16 protein-coding genes are annotated in these 21,989 nt (G+C 62.8%); 13 read left to right on the plus strand and 3 right to left on the minus strand.

Annotation, left to right across the window (positions count from 1 at the left end):
- Positions 1 to 306: 306 nt before the first annotated feature.
- Positions 307 to 2,757, minus strand: a complete 2,451-nt coding sequence (locus F8A90_RS09525; protein ID WP_200016833.1) for an FdhF/YdeP family oxidoreductase — start codon at positions 2,755 to 2,757, stop codon at positions 307 to 309.
- 337 nt (positions 2,758 to 3,094) lie between these two features.
- On the opposite strand from F8A90_RS09525, the gene F8A90_RS09530 reads away from it, so the two are divergent.
- Positions 3,095 to 3,535, plus strand: coding sequence for a hemerythrin domain-containing protein (locus tag F8A90_RS09530; protein WP_200016834.1), 441 nt, complete (start codon positions 3,095 to 3,097; stop codon positions 3,533 to 3,535).
- Positions 3,536 to 3,680: 145 nt separating this feature from the next.
- Here F8A90_RS09530 and F8A90_RS09535 read toward each other — a convergent pair whose 3' ends face one another.
- Entirely contained in the window at positions 3,681 to 4,484 is an 804-nt protein-coding gene (locus F8A90_RS09535; RefSeq protein ID WP_200016835.1) for a hypothetical protein, read from the minus strand.
- A 471-nt stretch (positions 4,485 to 4,955) separates the two neighbouring features.
- Between F8A90_RS09535 and F8A90_RS09540 the strand changes: the two genes are divergently transcribed.
- The 4 genes from F8A90_RS09540 to F8A90_RS09555 all read left to right on the plus strand — a co-directional run bounded on the left by F8A90_RS09540 (position 4,956) and on the right by F8A90_RS09555 (position 9,015).
- Positions 4,956 to 5,309: a hypothetical protein gene (locus F8A90_RS09540; RefSeq protein WP_166018162.1), complete on the plus strand. Its 354-nt coding sequence runs from the start codon at positions 4,956 to 4,958 to the stop codon at positions 5,307 to 5,309.
- Positions 5,310 to 5,506: 197 nt separating this feature from the next.
- Positions 5,507 to 6,361, plus strand: coding sequence for an SDR family oxidoreductase (locus F8A90_RS09545; protein ID WP_200016836.1), 855 nt, complete (start codon positions 5,507 to 5,509; stop codon positions 6,359 to 6,361).
- 333 nt (positions 6,362 to 6,694) lie between these two features.
- Positions 6,695 to 7,717: a patatin-like phospholipase family protein gene (locus tag F8A90_RS09550; protein WP_200016837.1), complete on the plus strand. Its 1,023-nt coding sequence runs from the start codon at positions 6,695 to 6,697 to the stop codon at positions 7,715 to 7,717.
- Between the two features lie 110 nt (positions 7,718 to 7,827).
- A complete protein-coding gene (locus F8A90_RS09555; RefSeq protein ID WP_200016838.1) occupies positions 7,828 to 9,015 on the plus strand; it encodes a hypothetical protein in 1,188 nt (395 codons plus the stop codon).
- Between the two features lie 111 nt (positions 9,016 to 9,126).
- Here F8A90_RS09555 and F8A90_RS09560 read toward each other — a convergent pair whose 3' ends face one another.
- The gene (locus F8A90_RS09560; protein ID WP_200016839.1) at positions 9,127 to 10,593 is read right to left on the minus strand and encodes an aminotransferase-like domain-containing protein; all 1,467 of its coding nucleotides are present in this window, start codon (positions 10,591 to 10,593) and stop codon (positions 9,127 to 9,129) included.
- A 415-nt stretch (positions 10,594 to 11,008) separates the two neighbouring features.
- On the opposite strand from F8A90_RS09560, the gene F8A90_RS09565 reads away from it, so the two are divergent.
- The 8 genes from F8A90_RS09565 to F8A90_RS09600 all read left to right on the plus strand — a co-directional run bounded on the left by F8A90_RS09565 (position 11,009) and on the right by F8A90_RS09600 (position 21,947).
- Positions 11,009 to 12,433 carry an APC family permease gene (locus F8A90_RS09565; RefSeq protein ID WP_200016840.1) on the plus strand — a complete coding sequence of 475 codons (1,425 nt, stop codon included), beginning with the start codon at positions 11,009 to 11,011 and terminating at the stop codon, positions 12,431 to 12,433.
- Positions 12,434 to 12,591: 158 nt separating this feature from the next.
- The gene (locus F8A90_RS09570) at positions 12,592 to 14,085 is read left to right on the plus strand and encodes an NAD-dependent succinate-semialdehyde dehydrogenase (RefSeq protein WP_200016841.1); all 1,494 of its coding nucleotides are present in this window, start codon (positions 12,592 to 12,594) and stop codon (positions 14,083 to 14,085) included.
- A gap of 138 nt (positions 14,086 to 14,223) precedes the next feature.
- The gene (gene gabT, locus F8A90_RS09575; RefSeq protein WP_442778863.1) at positions 14,224 to 15,510 is read left to right on the plus strand and encodes a 4-aminobutyrate--2-oxoglutarate transaminase; all 1,287 of its coding nucleotides are present in this window, start codon (positions 14,224 to 14,226) and stop codon (positions 15,508 to 15,510) included.
- Positions 15,511 to 15,816: 306 nt separating this feature from the next.
- On the plus strand, positions 15,817 to 17,241 hold the full coding sequence (locus F8A90_RS09580) for an amino acid permease (protein WP_200016842.1): 1,425 nt from the start codon (positions 15,817 to 15,819) through the stop codon (positions 17,239 to 17,241).
- Positions 17,231 to 18,250: a homocysteine S-methyltransferase gene (gene mmuM / locus F8A90_RS09585; protein ID WP_200016843.1), complete on the plus strand. Its 1,020-nt coding sequence runs from the start codon at positions 17,231 to 17,233 to the stop codon at positions 18,248 to 18,250. Before F8A90_RS09580 ends, mmuM begins: the two co-directional genes overlap by 11 nt.
- 227 nt (positions 18,251 to 18,477) lie before the next feature.
- The gene (locus F8A90_RS09590) at positions 18,478 to 19,131 is read left to right on the plus strand and encodes a DsbA family oxidoreductase (RefSeq protein ID WP_200016844.1); all 654 of its coding nucleotides are present in this window, start codon (positions 18,478 to 18,480) and stop codon (positions 19,129 to 19,131) included.
- Between the two features lie 178 nt (positions 19,132 to 19,309).
- Positions 19,310 to 20,245, plus strand: coding sequence for a pyrimidine-specific ribonucleoside hydrolase RihA (gene rihA / locus F8A90_RS09595; RefSeq protein ID WP_200016845.1), 936 nt, complete (start codon positions 19,310 to 19,312; stop codon positions 20,243 to 20,245).
- Positions 20,246 to 20,261: 16 nt separating this feature from the next.
- The gene (locus tag F8A90_RS09600) at positions 20,262 to 21,947 is read left to right on the plus strand and encodes a GMC family oxidoreductase (protein WP_200016846.1); all 1,686 of its coding nucleotides are present in this window, start codon (positions 20,262 to 20,264) and stop codon (positions 21,945 to 21,947) included.
- Positions 21,948 to 21,989: the final 42 nt, after the last annotated feature.

Below are 21,989 nucleotides of genomic sequence, written 5' to 3' on the forward strand. Positions count from 1 at the left end.
TGACAATCACTGCCGCTTGGCAACACTGCAAGCTGTCTGAAGCGACAGGATCCCTCGCGCCATGGGCATTGATGAGGTGATGCTCGGTGACAGAAATGCCTACCTGAAATTGCACGACGTTGGTGAGCGATAGCCCGAGAAAGCCTGCCCTGCGACGCGAGAATACAAAAACGCCACGCGCTGCACCTCAGGAGTGCAACGCGTGGCGCTGGGACTGTTCCTCACCCTGACGACATAACCTGACCGCATGAGCAGGATGGAGTTTTTTCACTTTTTCCTTGATCACGGGCCCAGCTGGCGACTCCTTCAACTGCTCGCCAATACACCCTCCGTGGCATTGACCTCCTCGCTGTCCATCAGACGCAATCTGACGGGCACGGATTTCGAGGCCGGCGTATTGCTGCGTGCATCACGGTGATCCAGCGGAATCAGGTCGTTGGTTTCCGGATAATAGGCTGCCACACAACCGCTCGGGATATCGTAGGCCTTGAGCTTGAAACCGGCCATGCTGCGCTCGACACCATCCTCACTCACGGTTTCCATACGCACGCGCTGGCCCTCGGACAGGCCGAGCGTTGCCAGATCCTCAGGGCTGATCATCACCACCATCCGCGTGCCATAGACATCACGATAACGATCGTCATTGGAATAGACGGTGGTATTGAACTGATCATGGCCGCGCATGGTGCTGAGCAGGAAGGTACTGTCCATGTCCAGCGTCTCGTGGGTGACCTTGTCGAGACCCTGCTCATCGGTGCCAAGTCCCTCGGGGAACAGGAAGTTGGCGCGCCCGGAGTCGGTGTGCCAGATGCGCTCACGCGGGGCGATGCGGATGTGGAAGCCACCCTGAGCCAGACGCGCGTTATAGTCGGGGAATATCTGCGGGAAGACCTGTTCGATACGGTCGCGAATGCGCGCGTAATCCGCCTGCAGCCAGTCCCAGTCAAGCGTGGGATGTGCCGGCAGTGTGGCCTTGGCCAGCTGACAGGTGATGGCGATCTCGGAGTGAAGGCTGGCATCCGCCGGCGCCATCACGCCGCGCGAGGGCGAGACATTGCACATGCCGTCCTCGACACTGGTGGTCTGCTCCGCGCCCTTGCCATCGGCGCCGGCCTGCAGATCCCGCTCGCTATGACCCAGCGTCGGCAATACCCAGCCGTGCTTGCCGGGATGCAGATGGCTGCGATTGAGCTTGGTGGCGACATGCACCGTCATGTCCAGCTCGTGCACCTTCTCCACGATGCGCTTCTGGTCCGGAATCGCGCGAAAGAAGTTGCCGCCCATGCCGATGAAGGCCCGTGTCTCACCGCGCAGAATCGCTTCACAGCATTCGGCGACATCATGGCCATTGTCCCGCGGGCACTGGATGTCGAAGACGCGATCGAAGGCATCCAGCATCGCGCCGTTGGGGAGGTTCTCGATACCGACGGTGCGATCGCCCTGCACGTTGGAGTGGCCGCGCACCGGACAAGGCCCGGCGCCGGGCTTGCCGATATTGCCGCGCAACAACAGCAGATTGACGATCTGCTGGATGGTATCGCCACCCCGCGCGTGCTGGGTGATGCCCATGCCCCAGCAACAGATCACGCGCTCGGCTTCCAGATAGGTCTGTGCCGCCTGCTCCAGTGATTCGCGCGACAGGCCGGACATCTCGACCAGATCCTGCCAGTCGAGCTTGCGGCAGTGATCGGCGAAGGCCTCGAAGCCGTGGGTATGCTGGGCGATGAAGTCATGATCCAGCAGCCCCACCGCATGCGGATTGCGCTCACGCAGCGCATCGTCGGCCTCGATCACGTACTTGCACATCGCCTGTACGGCAGCGAGATCCCCGCCGATGCGCAGCTGATGGTACTGGGTGCTGATCTCGACGCCCTTGCCGCTCAGCATGTCCCTGGGCGATTGCGGGTCGGCAAAGCTCACCAGCGCCCGCTCGCGCAGTGGATTGAAGCTCACCACCTCGGCGCCACGGCCACGCGCCTCGTGGAGATCGCCCAGCATGCGCGGACTGTTGGTGCCACTGTTCTGACCGAAGATGAAGATGGCATCGGCCTGCTTGAAGTCCTCGAGATTCACCGTCGCCTTGCCGATGCCGATGGACTCGGGCAAGGCCCGCGAGGTGGTCTCGTGACACATGTTCGAGCAGTCGGGGAAGTTGTTGGTGCCGTACATGCGCCCGAACAGCGAGAACAGGAAGGCCGCCTCGTTGGAGGTGCGCCCCGAGGTGTAGAACTCGACCTGGTTCGGGTCGTCATAACTCTTGAGACGCTCACCGATCTCGGCGTAGGCCGCCTCCCAGCTGGTGACCTCATAGCGATCCTCAGCCGCGTTGTAACACAGCGGGTGCGTCAGGCGCCCTTCCTTCTCCAGATGATGATCCGTCCACTCGCGAAGCTGGCTCACGTTGTTCTGAGCGAAGAGTTCATCGCTGACGCGCTCACGCGTCGCCTCCCATGCCAGTGCCTTGGCACCGTTCTCACAGAAATTGGCCCCCTTGGGCTTGTCGCCATTCGGCCAGGCACAGCTCGGACAGATGAAGCCATCCGGCTTGTTCATCTTCATCAGGCTGAGGTGGCCCTTGACGGGCAGATGCTCCTGCCAGATGAAGGTCTCCACTGCCTTGAGCGATGGCCAGCCGCCGCCCGGTGGACGATCCAGCTGGCTGCCGGAAAGCTCGGCAGACAACTCAGGGGCGTGGGAGCCTTTGCGACTGAAGGTATCCGGGGTGTCGGAGCGGGAGGTGGTCGCATCGTGTGACATGTCAGGATTCCTGGGCAGCGCCTGCTGACATATGAGGCTGCAGCAGACAATAAATGAGCAATACCTCATCTCTTGCTCTCGCGCGGGGGATTTTCAAGGGCAGTCGGCGTTGCGCCCTTGAAGTTCTTTCGATCCGCCACCAGAGTTGTACATACCTGACACAATGAGCTCGAGAAAATGCGCTGACACGGCGAGCCCCTGACAGACGTGAGCCCTCTTCTGAAAAGCTGGCACTCCAAAAGCTTGAAGGTAGAAGCTGAGAGTCCGGCAAGAAGAGAGACAGGCCACGCGTCTCGCCCAGCCACTCGACAAGCTGACGCTGATGAGGAGCCCGAACATGACCATCTTTGAAGCCCTGCGTGAGACCCACGACGAACAACGCCGCCTGCTGGACATGCTGCTCAAGACCGAAGGTGACAGCGAACCGCGCGATGACCTGTTCAAGCGCCTCAAGGAATCGCTCACCAACCATGCGGGAGCTGAGGAGCGTGCGCTCTACATCCCGATGATGGAACACGACATGACGCAGGAAAAGGCGCGTCACAGCGTGGCCGAGCACCATGAAATCGATGAGCTGGTCGAGAAACTCGAGACGACGGACTACAGCTCACCCGGCTGGCTGGCCGCCGCCAAGCAGCTCGAGCATCTGGTGACTCACCATCTGGACGAGGAAGAGCAAGAAGTCTTCCAGCTGGCCGGTCGCGTCTTCGACGACGCCACCAAGCAGCAACTCGCCGATGAGTACCTGAAGGACATGAAGGCGCGCGAAGCGGCCTGATACGTCTCTTTATGCCAAGCGCCTGACGCTCGACATTGACCAAGCGGCAAATGAAACGGGCTGGCCACATGATGTGGCCAGCCCGTTGTCGTTGATGGTGGTCGAGAAGTTGAGCAAAAGAGGCTGACGCCACGGCCGCACGACCTTACCGGCGGCGGCGGCCTTTCTCCCCGGCACCCTTGAATGTGCCACCGGCTCGCTTGCCCTTCTTCTCTCCCTTGCCCGCCCCTGACCCGGTCTGTGAGGTCGCGGAACGTCCGATATAGCGGGCGATCCAGATCGTATGCTTGGCTCCGGACGTGCCATGGGCATACACCTGACGCGCCTCGGCCTTGAAACCGGCCCGCGATAGACGCTGCGAGAAGCGCGCATCGGCCGTGGCCGACCACACTGCCAGAATGCCGGCAGGTCGCAGCGCCTTGGCGCATACCGCCAACCCTTCCGCGCTGTAGAGCCAATCATTGTCGTCAGCGGTCAGCCCCTCCGGGCCATTGTCCACATCCAGCATGATGGCATCGAAGCCTGCAGGCGCTTCGCGCAGCACATCGGCCACATCGCGATTCTCGACGGTCGTGCGCGGATTGCGGATCGGATACCCCGCCTTGGCCCCCAACGGGCCGTCATTCCAGGTGATCACGCCCGGCACCAGCTCGGCGACCACCACCTCGGCATCTGCCCTGAAGTGCGCAAGCGCCGAGGCCAGCGTGAAGCCCATGCCCAGACCACCGATCAGAACACGCTGCGGCGCCGAGGCCGTACCACGACTCTTGAGCAGGCCAGCAGGAATCTCAGCCAAGGCGTCTTCCGATCCATGCATGCGGGTATTCATCAGCTGCCCGCCCTTGCCGCTCTCGATCTTGATGACGAAGTCCTCGCCATACTCGAACAGACACAACGAATCCGTCGTGCCGGGGATCGGCGCGGTATCGAGCAGCACAAAGCGTTTCATGGCACATCCATTGAAGGAAAAATGATCATCTGTCAGGTGGCTTCGTGGCCATCCTGACTATATTCAACATGACGGACATCTGTTCGACATGGGGGAGCGTTAGTCTAACAGTCAGAACACCAGGCAGGTATCCGCCTGCGCGAAGGCATGAAGTTTCGCGAATTGACGATAAAAATGAGAGCATGCGCGCATCAAGGCTGGAAGATATTCGCGAATTCTCTAATACTAGCTTTTGAAGAACGCAACACCGTCACAGTGCGAACGATCCCAGTACGACAGATCCCAGTACGACCGATCTCAGTACGAACACTCTCAGTAGAACTGTCACGTTGACCGATGACCGATGCGCCAAGACAAGCGCAGGGGCACGCAGGCAGATGGCCCCCCACCGCCGTCGAGGCAAAGTGACACCGACACCTAGAGAATCACTCAAGATTCCGACTCATCGGAACCCGAAAAGAGGATATTTCGATGCCGCATACCCATCCGGAGCGACTCGCGACGATCAGTGCCAGCCAGGTCGAGGAACACTTTCGCGATCTCCATCCCATCGTGGCGTTGGTCTCAGCCACTCGGTTGCTGCAATTCCTCGAACGGGAAGGTCTGACACTGCATGCACACCGAGGCCTGTGCGCCAGCATCATTCGCAAGGCACTGCCCAGCCTCGAAACCGGCCCCGGGCATGACCCTTCCAATCTGCCGAGTCTGCATGGCATAGAACAGACCCAGGAAAGCGAGCCGCGTATTCCGCTTGCGCAGACCATGGCAGCGGGTGCCAGTACGCCAGCTACCATGCATGACAAGCATGAGGACATCGCCTCCTGACAACCGCCAGGTCTGCTGATGACGCTTCACTCCGACGCCCAGTTCCGTTCATGCGGAACTGGGCGTTTTAATATTGCTAAACAAGAAAATCATCATGAAGGGTTTAATCCGTCGCGATCGTCCACAGATCTGTGGGTAGACGTTCAGCGTCTGAACGCGCATAGCGCATTCACGATCAACGAACCGGAGGTGACGGCATGACTCAGCAACAGCCCCCACAGCATCAGAACCATCAACCAGGCGATGAACATCGCATGGACCCCAAGCCCGAATACATCCGCGAGAGCTATCGCGGCAGTGGCAAGCTCACGGGCAAGGTGGCAGTCATCACCGGAGGCGACAGCGGCATCGGGCGCGCCGCCGCCGTCCACTTCGCGCGCGAAGGGGCCGACTGCATGATCACCCACGTCGGCAGCGAGGAAAAGGACGCTGAGGAAACCATCCGACTGATCGAGGCCGAAGGTCAGAAGGCCAGCCGCATCGCCGGTGACATCGGTGACCCGGCCTTCTGCCGCAAGGTGATAGAAGGCACGCTGGAGGAATTCGGCAAGCTCAACATCCTGGTCAACAACGCCGCCGAGCAGTACGACTGGAATGACGTGACCGAGATAGATGACGAGCAGCTCGAACGCACCTTCAAGACCAATCTCTTCAGTCACTTCTATCTGATCAAGGCCGCCGTCCCGCATCTTTCCAAGGGCGACTCCATCATCGCCACCTCCTCGGTCAACGCCTTCAAGGGCAATGACAGCCTGATCGATTACAGCGCCACCAAGGGCGCCATCCAGGGGCTGGTGCGCTCGCTGTCCGGCACGCTGATGGACCGTGGCATCCGCGTCAATGCCGTGGCCCCCGGCCCGGTCTGGACACCGTTGATCCCCGCCAGCTTCGATGACGACAAGGTCGCCGAATTCGGCAAGCAGGTGCCGATGGAGCGTCCCGGCCAGCCAAGCGAGATGGGCCCGGCCTACGTCTATCTGGCCAGCGAAGACTCAAGCTATATGACAGGCCAGACGATTCACCTCAATGGTGGCGTCGTGCTCAACACCTGATCACGATGCGTCCCCGGTCGCTTCACTGCGCCAGTGGCTGGTGATCACTGCCCAGCCAGCGACGAGACGATCACCACGCAGCAACACCAAAGGCCACCCGATCCGGGTGGCCTTTTTCACATTCCCATAGGAGTCCGCTCAAGGAATACGTACCGCGTCTCAGCGCTTGTGCCGCGTTCGAATCACCTCTTCTCCTTGCCAGTATCAGGCCCTCCTGTCGGTCCGTATCAGGCATTTCAGACAGCTGAACAGCGTTGGCCTCTCTATTCTGGTAGCAGCCCAGGAGATGACATGGACAGGAAAGGAACGTCACTCGCGCTGCAGGAGGCCTGCATGTCCAAGTTGATTCTCTCGCTGGATGGTGGCGGCATACGTGGCGCAGCCACCGCCCGGTTTCTGATGCATATCGATGCGACACTCAAGCGCGACCACCAGACCACACTGCGCGACTGCGTCGATTTCTACGCAGGCACCTCTACCGGCAGCCTGATCGCGCTGGCGCTGGCTACCACCGACATGAGCCTCGAGGACATCAACGGGCTCTACAGCGCAACCAATGCCAGGAAGATCTTCGTCGACAACCGCGGCTGGTTCGAACTCGATGGCATCAATGCGCCCAGGTACGAGGCCCGGGGCAAGAGCGCGATGCTCAAGAAGCATCTCGGCCAGGCCAAGCTCCGGGATGTCCCTGACGGCAAGCAGGTCCTCGTCGTCACCTACGGGATCGAGAGACGCCGCCCGCATGTGCTGAAGTCCAGCAAGCGCGAGCATCACAAGTTGCTGGCCTGGCAGGTGGCGGATGCCTCGAGCGCCGCGCCCACCTACTTCCCGACCCGCGACATGAAACTCGGGACGGACAATGAGCAGACCTGGCTGATCGATGGCGGCGTGATCGCCAACAACCCGACCATGTGCGCCATCGCCGAAGCCTGTCGACTGTGGCCACATGACACCCGGCGCGTGCTGTCGATCGGTACCGGGACGCGCACGCGCAAGATCAACGGCCCGGATTCCCAGCATTGGGGCGCGGTGCAGTGGATGCTGGAAGGCAGTCTGATCGACGTGCTCTCCGACGAGAAGGTCGTCGGCTATCAGGCCATCACCATCTCTCCGCCGGGCAGCTACATCCGCGTCAACGCCGAGATGCGCCCGCAACCGGGATTGCCCAAGGCGCCTGATGATGCGATGGACGACATCAGCGTCACCAATATCCAGCGCCTCAAGGGCATGGGCGACTTCTGGTTCGCGCAGTACGGCGATGCAGCGGTGGCGCTGATCATGGATTACTATCGTGGCCCGTCGCTGGACCGCATCGACCCCGCGACCGGCAAGCCCGAGGCCTATGAGCCTCACTGAGCACGCCTTGCGCGACGCGAACTCGGAGACGCCTGTCAGCGATTTTGCTACTCTGCGCTGCCATGCTCATGCCGACCCGAGTGTCTCCGATGCCCCAAGGTAGTTCGCCAGTGTCTCGCCGCCCCGTCACCCGCCTCCTGGCAGCGCTCAGTCTGTCATTGGCGACCCTCGCGCCCACCCTGACGCCAGGCATCGCCCTGGCGGCCGATGACATGCACTTCGACCAGCCGGAAGCCTTCGCCACCTTGAAGAAGGCGGTCGGCTATTTCGAGGAGATGGACACCTTGCCGGAAGAGGCCTGGATCAGCCGCGATCAGGCCTCCGCGCGCAGCGATATGGACGAGATGATCGAGGAAGCCATGCAGGCCCTCGACGTGCCACAACTCTCGACCCTGCGCAGCACCTATCGACAGGTCGAGGACAAGATCCGTGATTCGCGCAGTGAGATTTCCGAATTGAAGGAAAAGCGTATCCTGGCGCCCGACACCGAGGTCTCTACGCTGACGCGCTTCACGCCTACCGATACCCTGCGCGAATTCACCGCCAGCACACGCGGCGATTATGACCTGCTGATCGCCGCGCATGAGAAGAACATCACCGCCTATCAAGACGAGCTGACCACGCTGGAAGGCAAGCTGGCCGCGCGGCTCGAGGAGATCGGCATCACCCTGACGCCGGACCAGGTCCAGGTGTGGCTGTCCTCGGTGGTCGGCGACGACGTGTTGACCATGAGTGTCGTGTTCGCCAGCATCAAGTCGGTGGCCCAGCAGCTCGCGGAGCTGACCCGCGACAGTGGCGAGAATCTGGAGTACGCGCGTCGCTACTACGGCATGGTCGTCATGCTCCACCGCATGATCGTCACCATGCAGCAGGACTTCATCGCCCGCGTGGATGACGAGGTATTACCGCAACTGCAAGGGTTCGCCGACGAAGCCGAAGCCACCACGCGCGAAGCCCGCACGCTGATCAAGCAAGGCGGCTCACGTGAAAGTCTGGAGAACAACATCCGCGCCAATGCGCTGACACTCAAGACGATCAATCTGTATCGCGCGCTGGTGAGCGAGCAACGCGACCGCGTCAAGACATCGCTCACCAAGAGCCAGCGCGAGCTTGCAGTGGCGACCAATACCTATCGCACCGTCAAGCTCAGCGCGCATGTCGCCGACCTGATCCGCCAGGGCGTCAAGACCTTCGACACCCTCGCCGGCCTGCAGGTACTGGTCGCCACCAGCTTCGAGAACAGCGCCATGCGTGAGGAATTCCGCAAGCTGACCGAGCGCATGCAGCAGGCAAAGTAGCACTCGCGTTCAATATCGATACCACGCCTTCGCCCTGCCGGGCGAAGGCGTTTTCAGTTCTGGCGCTGCTCAGTGCCGCGCCCGCTATTCCTTAGGCCAGGGAGTGCCGCCCTACCGGATGTCGCGCATGGTCAATATGCTCTCCAGCGTGCGTCTGAGCCGGGCCACCTCACTGACCAGACTCTCGCCCGCCAGCATGCCGACCCCCAGCACCAGCCCGCGCCGCGAGTCCTCGCTGCTGCAGACCATGCTCAGTGGCCGCACGATCAGATGCTCCTTGACCATCAGTTGCGCGACACGCTTGTCATCGATCTCGGGAGCGAACTGCACGCACAGGCTGATGCCGCGCGAGGGCGGCGAGACGCTGATCACGCCCTTCACCTGACACAGCTGGTCATGCACCACCTGCTGTCGGCCGAGATAATCGCGCTGAATGCGCTGATACCAGGCATCGAGATCCCCATCGGCGATGAACTGCGCCAGCACCGCCTGATCCAGCATGCGCCCCTCGCGAAACACCTCGCTGCGCAGCCGATTCATCGGCCCGGCCAGCGCACGCGGCACCACCAGATAGCCCAGCCGCAGGCCAGGAAACATCAGCTTGGAGAACGAGCCGACCAGCAGGCGATTGTCGGCGTCCGGGTCAAACAGCAGCTGATCATGGTCATCGCCACTGAACTCGTAGTCATCCTCGAGGATATAGGCGGGCTGACAGGCCTCGCAGAGCGCCAGCTTGTCACGCCGTGAGGTAGGGACACTCAAGGGATAGTGATGCGAGCCGGTGAAATAGGCGATCTGCACCGGACGACGCGCCAGCAGGGCGATCTCGTGGCCCGGGGCATCGGCGGTGTCATCCCGGGGCCGCCAGGGAATCAGCTGGGTCTCGAGTCCGGCGGCCAGAAAGACATTGCGTGCCCCCCAGTAGCAGGGCGACTCCATCACCACCCGCTGGCCGGCGTCCGCCAGCGCCAGCGCGCACAGCTCGATGCCGTGGTGGGTGCCCTCGGTGATGATGATCTGCTGGGTATCGCAATCGATATTGCGCCAGCGGCGCAGAAAATCCCGAATCTCCCGCTTGAGCGGGCCATAGCCACCGCTCGAATACGACAGCAGCAGCGCGTTGTGGGGCACCGTCACACTGGCATACAGCTGACGCCACTTGCGCATCGGAAAGCGCGCGATATCCGGAATACCCGGCACGAAGGCGCCACTCTGGATCAGGCTGGCACCCTGCCCACCCAGTACCCGGCGTGCGCGAGTGGAGAGCGGCAGTGGCGCAGGTGCCTCGGGCGAGGCATTCCCGGGTCTGGTGGCATGCGGGCGGCGCGTCCAAGTGCCCTGACCCTGCCCGGTGTGCAGATAGCCTTCCTCGATCAGCGACTTGATGGCCAATGACAACGTGTTGCGTGCCACGCCCAGCGCCTCGCACAGCTTGCGGTGCGCAGGCAGCCGAGCACCGACGGACCACTGTTCGCGGATCATCTCCAGCAATGCCTGCTCCAGCCGCACCTGCTTGCCCAGCGTCTCTGACTGGCGGCGATAACATTCGATCAGCGGCTCAAGCGTGGCCAGTTCCATGCAGGTCTCCCGATATCGTTCATGTAGCACGTAACGTCCATACGCTGCATAAATCACGTGAGCAACCAGCCTGGCTGGCGGGGTACAGCGCCCATTCATCCCTGATTATCCGCAGCCCAACAAGATTGGTCCAGTCAAACGCTCAATTGGTCTATTCGCCTGAACAGTGGGCGCTGATAGCGTGTCCCTCAGGCGCTGCCTACTGACTGATGCTCACAGCCCACGATGGCTGGATCGCTCCTGCGATGTCGACAGGAGCGAATTTTTCCACAAGCCTCAGCCAGCGACAGGACTGACCTTGCATCTGCCTACCCGCCAGAACGTTCGGCAGAGGACAGCAGACGCACACGAAAGACATCAGCAGGTCCGGCACCGCCATATAACAAATTCCAAGATCGACTCGGACGCATCCCCCATGACCCAAACAACTCCCCCTGCAGAACAACTTGTCAGAGTCCTCGCCCGCGGCGACGTTCTGGCCCTCGCCTTCGGTGCCATGGTCGGCTGGGGCTGGATCGTCCTGACCGGCGGCATGATCCAGAATGCCGGCAGCATCGGTGCCATCATCGCCTTCATCATCGGCGGCATCGCCGTCGTGCTGATCGGCCTGACCTATGCCGAACTGGCCGCCGCCATGCCCAAGGTGGGTGGCGAACACGTCTACAGCTACCGGGCCATGGGGCATTTCTCGTCCTTCCTGTGCACCTGGACCATCATTCTCGGCTACCTGAGCGTGGTGTCCTTCGAGGCGGTGGCATTGCCCACGGTCATCGAGAACCTCGCGCCCGGCTATGCCGTCGGCCACATGTGGACCATCGCCGGCTGGGACGTCAAGGCCACCTGGGTCGCCGTCGGTGTCGGCGGGTCTCTGGCGATGATGGCCATCAACTACGTCGGCATCACCACGGCTGCGCTGCTGCAGAAGGTCGTGACCGGGGTGATCCTGATCGCCGGTGTCCTCTTCGTGACCGGCGCCCTGTTCGAGGGGGACGTCGCCAACATGACGCCGCTGTTCACCCAGTCTGAGGGTGGCGTGACGGCTGGCATCATCGCGGTACTGGTGCTGGTGCCCTTCCTGTTCGTGGGCTTCGATGTCATCCCCCAGGCCGCCGAGGAGATCAATCTGCCCTACAACGCCATCGGCAAGGTGCTGATGATGTCCGTGGTACTGGCAGTGGTGTGGTATGCGCTGATCATCCTGGCCACCAGCCTGGCATTGGATCACGACGCGCTCGTCGCCAGCTCCCTGAGCGTGCCGGACGCCATGCAGGCGCTGTTCAACACGCCCTGGGCCAGCAAGCTGATGATCCTTGCCGGTATCGCCGGCATCATCACCAGCTGGAACGCCTTCTACATCGGTGGCTCACGCGCCATCTACGCCCTGGCGCATGCCGGCATGCTGCCGGCCGCCCTCGGCAAGCTGCACCCGAAACACAAGACACCGACCAACGCCGTACTGCTGATCGGCCTGCTGTCCTGCATCGCGCCCTTCTTCGGTCGTCCGGCACTGGTGTGGATCGTCGATGCCGGCGGGCTGGGTATCGTCATCGCCTACCTGTTCGTGGCGATCTCGTTCCTGATCCTGCGCATCCGCGAGCCGGACATGCCGCGCCCGTTCCGCGTACGTCACGGCAAGCTGTGCGGTGTGCTGGCCATCCTGCTGTCCTTCGCCATGGCCTGTCTGTACCTGCCGGGCAGCCCTTCCGCACTGACCGGCACCGAGTGGATGATCTTCGGCGCCTGGATGGCACTGGGCCTGGTGATGTACGCCATCGCCCTCAAGCAATTCGGCCGTGAATACAGCGACCGCATCATGGCACCGGCCTTCACCGCTCACTGAGCAAAGGCCTCGTCATGTGACCGCCGGGCAGGTCCGTCCGCCTGCCCGGCCCCATCGGACTCGACTACCGCGAGCCGATATCAGGACAGTCCGCGCGATTCGCCAGCGCTGTCCACTCAATGAATGCACTGCACGCCAGACCGCCAGAGGAGCTCCATATGTCCCGTATTGCCCTCCCGACCAGCGACTTCCTGAAGCGCTACGTCAACTCGGAGAACAGCCGCGACGTCTTTGTCCCTGCCTTGATCGGCAGCGAGCGCCGCGAGACCGGTACCACCTTCAACGTGACCAATCCGGCGACTGGCGAGCAACTGGCCCGTGTCGCGGAAGTCAGCGCCGAGGATACCCGTGACGCCGTCGCCGCCGCCGAGATCGCCGGCAACGCCTGGAAGAAGGTGCCGGTGAAGGAGCGCTCCGCCCTTTTGCGTCGCTGGTTCGACCTGGTGCTTGAGCATCGGGAAGACCTCGCCCAGCTGATGACCCTGGAACAGGGCAAGCCGCTGGCGGAATCGCGTGGCGAGGTGACCTACGGTGCCTCCTTCATCGAGTTCTTCGCCGAAGAAGCCAAGCGCATGGCCGGTGAGACCCTGCCGTCCCACGGTGCCGACAAGCGCCTGATGGTGCTGCGCGAGCCCATCGGTGTGGTGGCAGCCATCACGCCGTGGAACTTCCCGCTGGCGATGATCACCCGCAAGTGCGCGCCGGCGATCGCCGCAGGCTGTGCCGTGGTCATCAAGCCGGCCGAAGCCACCCCGCTCACCGCGCTGGCACTGGCGGATCTGGCGCTGGAAGCCGGCCTGCCGGCAGGTCTGATCAGTGTCGTCACCGCCATGAAGCCGATCGCCATCGGCGAGGTGCTGACCACCGACCCGCGCATCCGCAAGGTCTCCTTCACCGGCTCCACCCCGGTGGGCAAGACGCTGATGGCGCAGTGTGCTTCCACCGTCAAGAAGACCGCCATGGAGCTGGGCGGCAACGCGCCGTTCATCGTCTTCGATGACGCCGATGTCGATGCCGCCGTCGATGGTGCCATCGCCTCCAAGTTCCGCAATGCGGGTCAGACCTGCGTGTGCACCAACCGCTTCCTCGTCCAGGACGGCGTCTACGATGCCTTCGTCGAGAAGCTCGCGGCGCGGGTCGCCGCCATGCAGGTCGGCGATGGGCTGGTCGATGGCAACACCATCGGTCCGCTGATCAACGGCGCTGCCGTCAGCAAGGTGCAGAGCCACGTCGATGATGCCATCGGCAAGGGCGCACGCCTGGTCACCGGTGGCAAGCCACACGCCCTGGGCCACAGCTTCTTCGAGCCCACCGTGCTGGCCGATGTCACCACCGAGATGGTGGTGGCGGATGAGGAGACCTTCGGCCCGCTGGCGCCGGTGTTCCGTTTCCACAAGGATGAAGAGGCCATCGCGATGGCCAATGACACGCCCTTCGGCCTGGCCGCCTACTTCTACGCCACCGACTACCGCCGCATCTGGCACACGCTGGAAGCGCTGGAATACGGCATGGTCGGGGTCAATGAGGGCCTGATCTCTACCGAGCTGGCGCCCTTCGGCGGCATCAAGGAGTCCGGTCTGGGTCGTGAAGGCTCTCATCACGGTCTGGAAGAGTTCACCGAGCTGAAGTACGTCTGCATCGGCGGCCTCTGATTTTTGTGAGGACGCCTCGCGTGGTTGTCTCACGAGGGCGCCTCGATAAGACGTCTCACAACGTTATCCCACCACGTTTACTAGACAACGGTGGTATGGCCCGCGCCATGCCACCGGCAACAAGAAAAGGAACCTGACATGAGCCACTCCCAGCTGAGCAACGAACAACTCGACGTCCTCAAGCACAAGTACGTCGCCAAGGGTGCCGTCACCGCCACGCCACAGTTCGCCGACACCGCGCTGAATGCGGAAATATGGGATGCGGACGGCAACCGCTGGATCGACTTCGCCGGCGGCATCGGCGTGCTCAACCTGGGTCACCGTCACCCGAAGGTCGTCGCCGCCGTCAAGGCACAGCTCGACAAGGTCATGCACACTGCCGCAGGCGTCATCTCCTACGCGCCGTACGTGCAACTGAGCCAGAAGCTGGCCGAGCTGACGCCGGTGCGCGGCCCGGAACGCAAGACTTTGCTGGTCAATTCCGGCGCGGAAGCGGTCGAGAACGCCATCAAGATCGCACGTGCCGCCACCGGCCGCAGCGGTGTCATCACCTTCGACGGCGCCTTCCACGGCCGCACCATGATGACCCTGGCGATGACCGGCAAGGTGCTGCCGTACAAGAACGACTTCGGCCCGATGCCGGGTGACATCTTCCGTGCGCCCTACCCGAACCCGATTCACGGCATCAGCGAAGAGCAGTCCCTGAACGCCATCCGCACCCTGTTCAAGACTGACATCGCACCGCACCGCACCGCCGCCATCGTCATCGAGCCGGTGCAGGGCGAAGGCGGCTTCTACATCGCCTCACCGAGCTTCCTCACCGCGCTGCGTGAGCTGTGTGACGAGCACGGCATCCTGCTGATCGCCGATGAAGTGCAGTCCGGCTTCGCGCGTACCGGCAAGCTGTTCTCGATGGAGCACAGCGGCGTCGAAGCCGACATCATGACCATGGCCAAGAGTCTGGCCAACGGCATGCCGCTGTCGGCCGTCGTCGGTACCGCCGAGGTGATGGATGCCTCCGGCCCGGGATCGCTGGGCGGCACCTACAGCGGCAACCCGCTGTCCTGCGCCGCGGCCCTGGCCGTCATCGACGTCATCCGCGAAGAGAACATCCTGGAGCGCAGCACCCAGATGGGCGAGCAACTGGCCGCGCGTTTCGCCCAGTGGGAAGAACGCTTCGCGCATGTCGCGCACTCTCGCAACCAGGGCTCCATGGCGGCCTTCGAGCTGGTGGACGCCGATGGCAAGCCGGACCCCGCCGCGACGGCGGCCGTGTGTGCCAAGGCCAAGGAGCTGGGGCTGATCCTGCTGTCCTGTGGTTTCTACTCCAACTCCATTCGCGTGCTGGTGCCGCTGACGGTCGAGCCGGAAGTGCTGGAAGAAGGTCTCGACATCGTCGAGAAGGCGCTGGAAAGCCTCGTCTGATCGGTTGCCTTTTCCGACACACCTGTATCAGAACGGCCACCCACGGGTGGCCGTTGTCGTTTCCAGCGCCACTCGCTGCGCAGGAGGGAAACCCCGGGCCGAGAAATGAATCGCAAGCTCATTACCCGTCTAACCATATAGCCAATCAACCCAAGCAGCCTTTTGTGGCAACTAATTGATTAAATTATGATATTCGCTGCATTTCTGCGTATTCCCGACCGATTCTCGCCATGCCACACGCCATCGTGAACGACGGCTGCCAGAGAGAGACCTTTCTCCTCGGCAGCACCTCGAGTGACCCCTACCATGACTGACAGCAACGCCCACGACTTCAAACGCAGCATGCAGCAGCGCCACCTGGTGATGTTGTCCCTCGGCGGTGTCATCGGCACCGGCCTGTTTCTCAGCTCCGGCTATACCATTCAACAGGCCGGTCCGGCGGGGGCGGTACTCGCCTATCTGATCGGCGGCCTGGTGGTCTATCTGGTAATGATGTGTCTCGGCGAGCTGGCCGTGCACCACCCGGAACCCGGCGCCTTCAGTGCCCACGCCACCCGCTATCTGGGCCCGGCCACCGGCTACACCGTCGCCTGGCTCTACTGGCTGACCTGGGCCGTGGCGTTGGGCTCGGAATTCACCGCCTCTGCCGTGTTCATGGGGCGCTGGTTCCCCGATGTCGAACCCTGGATCTGGTGCGGCATCTTCTCACTGATCGTGTTCGGCATGAACATCGTCTCGGCGCGCTTCTTTGCCGAATCCGAATTCTGGCTGTCGTTGATCAAGGTCGCCGCGGTGATCGTGTTCATCGCCGTGGGCGCCGCCGCCATGTTCGGCTTCACGTCATTGTCGGGCAATACCGAGGCGCCGGGCGTCACGCGCATCCTCCAGGAGGGGGTGTTCGATCACGGCGTGATGCCGATCCTGATGACACTGCTGGCCGTCAGCTTCGCCTTCTCCGGCACCGAGCTGATCGGCATCGCCGCCGGCGAAAGCGAGAATCCCGAGAAGAACGTGCCCCTGGCGATCCGCGCCACCCTGTGGCGGCTGATCATCTTCTTCATCGGCACCATCATCGTCATCGCCGCCCTGTTGCCTCAGGACAGCGCCGGTCTCAAGGAAAGCCCCTTCGTGGCGGTCTTCCAGCTCACCGGCATCCCCTACGCGGCGGACATCATGAACTTCGTGATCATCACCGCACTGCTGTCGGCGGCCAATTCCGGTCTCTACGCCGCCTCGCGCATGCTGTGGACCCTGGCGGACCAGAAGACGCTGCCGCGCGTATTCAGCCGCGTCAATCAGCGTGGCATTCCGGTACCCGCGCTGCTGATCACCATGCTCGGCGGCCTGCTGTCGCTGCTCTCGAGCGTGTATGCCGAAGACACCCTGTATCTGGCGCTGGTGTCGATTTCCGGGCTTGCCGTGGTGCTGGTGTGGATGGCGATCGCCGCCAGCCAGTTCAGCTTCCGCCGTCAGTGGCTGAAGGCCGGCCACAGCGCCCGCGAGCTGACCTACCGCGCACCGCTGTACCCCATCGTGCCGATTGCCGCCTTCCTGTTCTGCGCACTGGCCTGCATCGGCATCGCCTTTGACCCCAACCAGCGCATCGCGCTCTACTTCGGCGTGCCCTTCGTGGCGCTGTGCTATCTGGTCCACTTTCTGACCCATCGCTCGTCTACCGACGCCGCCAATTCCCCGACTCCGCCCCCGCAGGAGGCCCTCGATGCCCGCTGATGCCACCCGCAATCCGCTGAGCGCCATCACCGCCCAGCAGCCCTTCCTGATCGTCGATGGCGCCCTGGCCACCGAGCTTGAGCGTGCCGGATTCGATCTCAACGACTCGCTGTGGTCGGCTCGGGTGCTGGCCGATGAGCCGCAGGCGATCGTCGATGTGCACCGCGCCTACTTCGAGGCCGGTGCCGATGTCGCCACCACCGCCAGCTATCAGGCCACGCTCGAGGGCCTGATGGCGCGCAGCCTGAGCGAGACCCAGGCCAGCGCGCTGATCCAGCGCTCTGTCACCCTGGCCGCCCAGGCCCGCAGCGAGTACCTGGCAGCGCACCCGGAGCGTCTGGACTGCCCGCCGCTGGTCGCGGCCTCGGTCGGCCCCTATGGCGCATATCTCGCCGATGGCAGCGAATACCGTGGTGGCTACGCGCTGGACCGCGCCGGCCTGCGCGACTTCCACCGTGCCCGCCTCGCCACGCTGCTCGATGCCAAACCCGACATTCTCGCCGTCGAGACGCTGCCGTGTGCCGAGGAAGCCCAGGCCGTGTGTGACCTGCTGCGCGATGACTTCCCCACGGCGCGTGCCTGGATCGCCTTCAGCGCGCGCAACGCCACCGAATTGAGCGACGGCACGCCGATCCGAGAGGCCGTGCGCGCCATCGCCGACTGCGAGCAGGTGGTCGCCATCGGCGTCAACTGCACCGCGCTTGAGCACATCGAATCGCTGGTGCGCGAGATTCGTGGCGAGACGGACAAGGACATCGTCATCTACCCGAACTCCGGTGAGGTCTATGACCCGGTCACCAAGACCTGGTCCGCCGCCTGCGCCGTCTCGGTAGATTCTGATGGCGACGGCTCTGACCACGACCATGACCACGGCTATGAACACGATCATGACCTCGCCGGCTGGACACCGCGCTGGCTGGCCGCTGGTGCCACGGCCATCGGTGGCTGCTGCCGCACCGGCCCGGACGACATCCGCGCGCTGGCGGATCTGCGCAAGGCGCTGAGCTGAAACAGCAAGTCCCGAAGCGCCAGGCGCTGGCAAGCAAGCGCTGAACCGAACGCCCTGCCCGGTCATGTCACATGATCGGACAGGGCGTTTTCGGTAGCGTCCCACGGCCCAAATCGCTAGGATGGCAGGACACTGATGAGCGATTGCTCAAAATCATTCCGACGTGCTCTCAAAGCGGCCTTCAAGCTGCATTGAGGAGCGCGTGAGAGATCAGCAGGAGAATCCCCATGTCACAGCTCGATATCCAGGTCGCCTACGACGTGGTCTGCCCCTGGTGCTGGATCGGCAAGCGTCATCTTGATGACGCCATCGCGCAACTCGACTTCAAGGATGAGGTGCGCGTCAGCTACCTGCCCTTCCAGCTCAATCCCTGGGTGCCACGTGAAGGTATGGCGCGCGCCGACTACCGCGCTCAGAAGTTCGGCAGTGTCGAGCGTGGCGCGGAACTGGATGCCCAGGTGGCCCAGTCAGGCGCGCAGAGCGGCGTCACCTTCCGCCACGCCCTGATGGAGCGCACGCCCAACTCCACCGATGCCCAGCGCATCGTCTGGCGCCAGCAGTCCGCGGGCCTGGCGGAGCGCCCATTGCTGGAAGCGCTGTTCACCGCCTACTTCCACGATGGCAAGGATGTGGGTGACCGTCAGGTGCTGGCCGAGATCGCAAGCCACCACGATGAGAATCTGAGCGTCGAACAGGCGCTGACCTTCCTCGAATCCGGCGCGGGCGAGCAGGAAGTCGCCGCCCAGCAGGAAGCGCTGCGCAACGCCGGTATCCAGTCGGTGCCCAGCACCATCGTCGGTCAGTACTACGTGCCCGGCGCGCAGCCGGTGGAAGTGCTGGTGCAGATGCTCAATGAGGCGCGTGCCCAGCAGACGGATTGATCTGCCACGCACTGTCACCAAGCACTGACACCAAGCGCTGGCACCAAGCGCGAATGCCATGAACGGACAGACGACACGCCCTTCGCAAGGATGGCGTGTCGTTTTGCGTTCAGGCATAAAGGAAAGGCTGATTGAGGCAAGTCACGACAACAATACGACTCACGACAAGGACTGCTGCATGCCGCGCCCCATCATTATCGATTGTGATCCCGGCCACGACGATGCCATCTCGCTGATTCTGGCCCTGAGTTCAGACGCGCTCGACGTACTGGCCGTCACCACCAGCGCCGGCAATCAGACGCCCGACAAGACCCTCAACAACACGCTGCGGGTACTCACCCTGCTGGGGCGGCATGACATTCCGGTCGCCGGTGGTGCGCCCAAGCCGCTGGCGCGTGAGCTGATCATCGCCGACAACGTGCATGGCGAAAGTGGCCTGGATGGCCCCAAACTGCCGGACCCCGCCTTCGCTCCCGTCACGCAGAGCGCCATCGAGCTGATGGCAGAGAAGGTCTGTGCCTGTGAGCAGAAGGTCACGCTGGTGCCCTCCGGCCCGTTGACCAATATCGCGCTGTTTCTCTCAGCCCACCCGGAGCTTCACCACAAGATCGACAGCATCGTGCTGATGGGGGGCGCGGCAGGTGTCGGCAACTGGACCCCCGCCGCCGAGTTCAACATCTTCGTCGACCCCGAAGCCGCTGACATGGTGTTCAAGTCCGGCCTGCCCATCGTGATGTGCGGACTGGATGTCACCCATCAGGCGCAGATCATGGATGAGGACATCGAGCGTATCCGTGCCATCGACAATCCCGTCGCCCAATGCGTCGCCGAGCTGCTCGACTTCTTCATGATCTACCATCGCGACCCGAAGTGGGGATTCACCGGCGCACCATTGCATGACCCCTGCACCATCGCCTGGCTGCTGAAGCCTGAACTGTTCACCGCTGTCGATTGCTGGGTCGGGGTCGAGACACAGGGCGAGCATACCCAGGGCATGACGGTGGTCGACCGTTACCAGCTCACCGGCAAGCCACACAACGCCAGGGTGCTGTTCGATATTGACCGCGAGGGTTTCGTTGACCTGATCGCGCAACAGCTCAAGCACTATCAATGACTACCGATGACTATCGATGACTACCGCTGAACGCCACGCCAGTGCCACTGCGCCACAAGAGCACGGCTATGGCTTCGACTACGACCACGACTACCTGATCGTCGGCTCGGGCTTTGGCGGCTCGGTGTGCGCGCATCGCCTGACCGAGAAAGGCTATCGCGTGGCGGTCATGGAACAGGGCAAACGCTGGACGCCGGACAACATGCCGCGCTCCAACTGGCGTCTGAGTCGTTGGCTGTGGCGGCCGATGCTGGGCCTGCGCGGCTTCTTTACCATGAGCTTCTTCCGTCACGTCATCGTGCTGCATGGCAACGCGGTGGGCGGCGGCTCCATCACCTATGCGCAGACGCTGTTGGTACCGCCTGACAAGATCTGGGACAACGGCCAGTGGGCGGGACTCAATGACTGGCATGCGGTGATGCCTGAGCACTACGCCACTGCGCAGAAGATGCTTGGCGTGACGACCAATCGGATCATCGCGCCGGCGGATGACGCCCTGAAACGCATGGCACACGTCGCCGGCTGTGAAGACACCTGGTACCCCACCGAGGTCGGCATCTTCTTCGGCCCCGAAGGCGAAAGCGGCACGCCGGCTGCCGGTAGCCCCCATCCAGACCCCTACTTCGCTGGTGAAGGGCCTGAACGAAAAAGCTGCATCGGCTGTGGCGGCTGCATGATGGGTTGCCGTCATGGCGCCAAGAACACACTCGACAGAAACTATCTGTATCTGGCCGAGAAGCACGGTGCCAAGGTGCACGCCGAGACCAAGGTGATCGACGTCGTACCGCTCAATGGCAAGACGGATGGTGCCGATGGCTATGTGGTGACGACGGTGCCCTCCACCTTTGCCGGGCTCTATCTTGGCCTGGGCAAGCGTCGTGTGACCTGTCAGTCCATCGTCTTCGCTGGCTCGTCGCTGGGCACCCAGGAGTTGCTGTTCCGCCTCAAGGACAAGGGCTCATTGCCGAACGTCTCGGATGCGCTGGGCAAGCGGGTGCGCACCAATGCGGAGTCCTTGATCAGCTGTCGCATGCCGGGAAGTCGCGATGACATGTCCCAGGGCATCGCCATCGGCTCCGGCATCCATATCGATGAGCACACCCATATCGAAGCCACGCGCTATCCGGCCGGTTCAGATTTCATGGGGCTGCTGTTCACCGCGATGGCCAGGGGCAAGCCTGGCTGGACACGCCCCTTTTCCTGGCTGAGCGCGATGGCGAAGCTCTTCCTCGCCAATCCACTGCGCGCGCTGAGATTCCAGCTGCCGTGGGGCTTCGCGAAGGAGACCATCATCTTCCTGTGCATGCAGACGGCAGAGGGCCACCTCGACATGACGCTCAAACGCCTGTGGTACTGGCCGTTTCGCAAGGCACTGGTCACCGAGGGCAAGCGCATTCCCACCTTCATCCCCGAGGCGAATGATTTCGTCACGCGTGGCGCAGAGGCCATCGGCGCCATCCCCGGCAGCAGCATCCCCGAGATACTGTTCAACATCCCGACCACGGCACACTGCATGGGCGGCGCGGCCATGGCGGCCTCCCCCGAGGACGGCGTCTGCGATGGCCAGAATCGCGTCTTCCATTACCGCAACATGCTGATCTGTGACAGCTCGATGCTCGCCGCCAATCTGGGCGTCAATCCCAGCCTGACCATCACCGCCCTGGCGGAACATGCGATGAGTCATATCCCGCGCAAGGATTGATCTGCAGGATGCGTGGTGTCGAATGTGCTGGTGCGGGAAGTG

This window comes from Cobetia sp. cqz5-12, assembly GCF_016495405.1.
Classification (GTDB): Bacteria; Pseudomonadota; Gammaproteobacteria; order Pseudomonadales; family Halomonadaceae; genus Cobetia.

Excerpts from the sequence above, each read along its gene's own strand:
- F8A90_RS09525 (WP_200016833.1), bottom strand. The coding sequence starts at position 2,757 with ATGTCACACGATGCGACCACCTCCCGCTCCGACACCCCGGATACCTTC.
- F8A90_RS09530 (WP_200016834.1), top strand. The coding sequence starts at position 3,095 with ATGACCATCTTTGAAGCCCTGCGTGAGACCCACGACGAACAACGCCGC.
- F8A90_RS09535 (WP_200016835.1), bottom strand. The coding sequence starts at position 4,484 with ATGAAACGCTTTGTGCTGCTCGATACCGCGCCGATCCCCGGCACGACG.
- F8A90_RS09540 (WP_166018162.1), top strand. The coding sequence starts at position 4,956 with ATGCCGCATACCCATCCGGAGCGACTCGCGACGATCAGTGCCAGCCAG.
- F8A90_RS09545 (WP_200016836.1), top strand. The coding sequence starts at position 5,507 with ATGACTCAGCAACAGCCCCCACAGCATCAGAACCATCAACCAGGCGAT.
- F8A90_RS09550 (WP_200016837.1), top strand. The coding sequence starts at position 6,695 with ATGTCCAAGTTGATTCTCTCGCTGGATGGTGGCGGCATACGTGGCGCA.
- F8A90_RS09560 (WP_200016839.1), bottom strand. The coding sequence starts at position 10,593 with ATGGAACTGGCCACGCTTGAGCCGCTGATCGAATGTTATCGCCGCCAG.
- F8A90_RS09565 (WP_200016840.1), top strand. The coding sequence starts at position 11,009 with ATGACCCAAACAACTCCCCCTGCAGAACAACTTGTCAGAGTCCTCGCC.
- F8A90_RS09570 (WP_200016841.1), top strand. The coding sequence starts at position 12,592 with ATGTCCCGTATTGCCCTCCCGACCAGCGACTTCCTGAAGCGCTACGTC.
- gabT (WP_442778863.1), top strand. The coding sequence starts at position 14,224 with ATGAGCCACTCCCAGCTGAGCAACGAACAACTCGACGTCCTCAAGCAC.
- F8A90_RS09580 (WP_200016842.1), top strand. The coding sequence starts at position 15,817 with ATGACTGACAGCAACGCCCACGACTTCAAACGCAGCATGCAGCAGCGC.
- mmuM (WP_200016843.1), top strand. The coding sequence starts at position 17,231 with ATGCCCGCTGATGCCACCCGCAATCCGCTGAGCGCCATCACCGCCCAG.
- F8A90_RS09590 (WP_200016844.1), top strand. The coding sequence starts at position 18,478 with ATGTCACAGCTCGATATCCAGGTCGCCTACGACGTGGTCTGCCCCTGG.
- rihA (WP_200016845.1), top strand. The coding sequence starts at position 19,310 with ATGCCGCGCCCCATCATTATCGATTGTGATCCCGGCCACGACGATGCC.
- F8A90_RS09600 (WP_200016846.1), top strand. The coding sequence starts at position 20,262 with ATGACTACCGCTGAACGCCACGCCAGTGCCACTGCGCCACAAGAGCAC.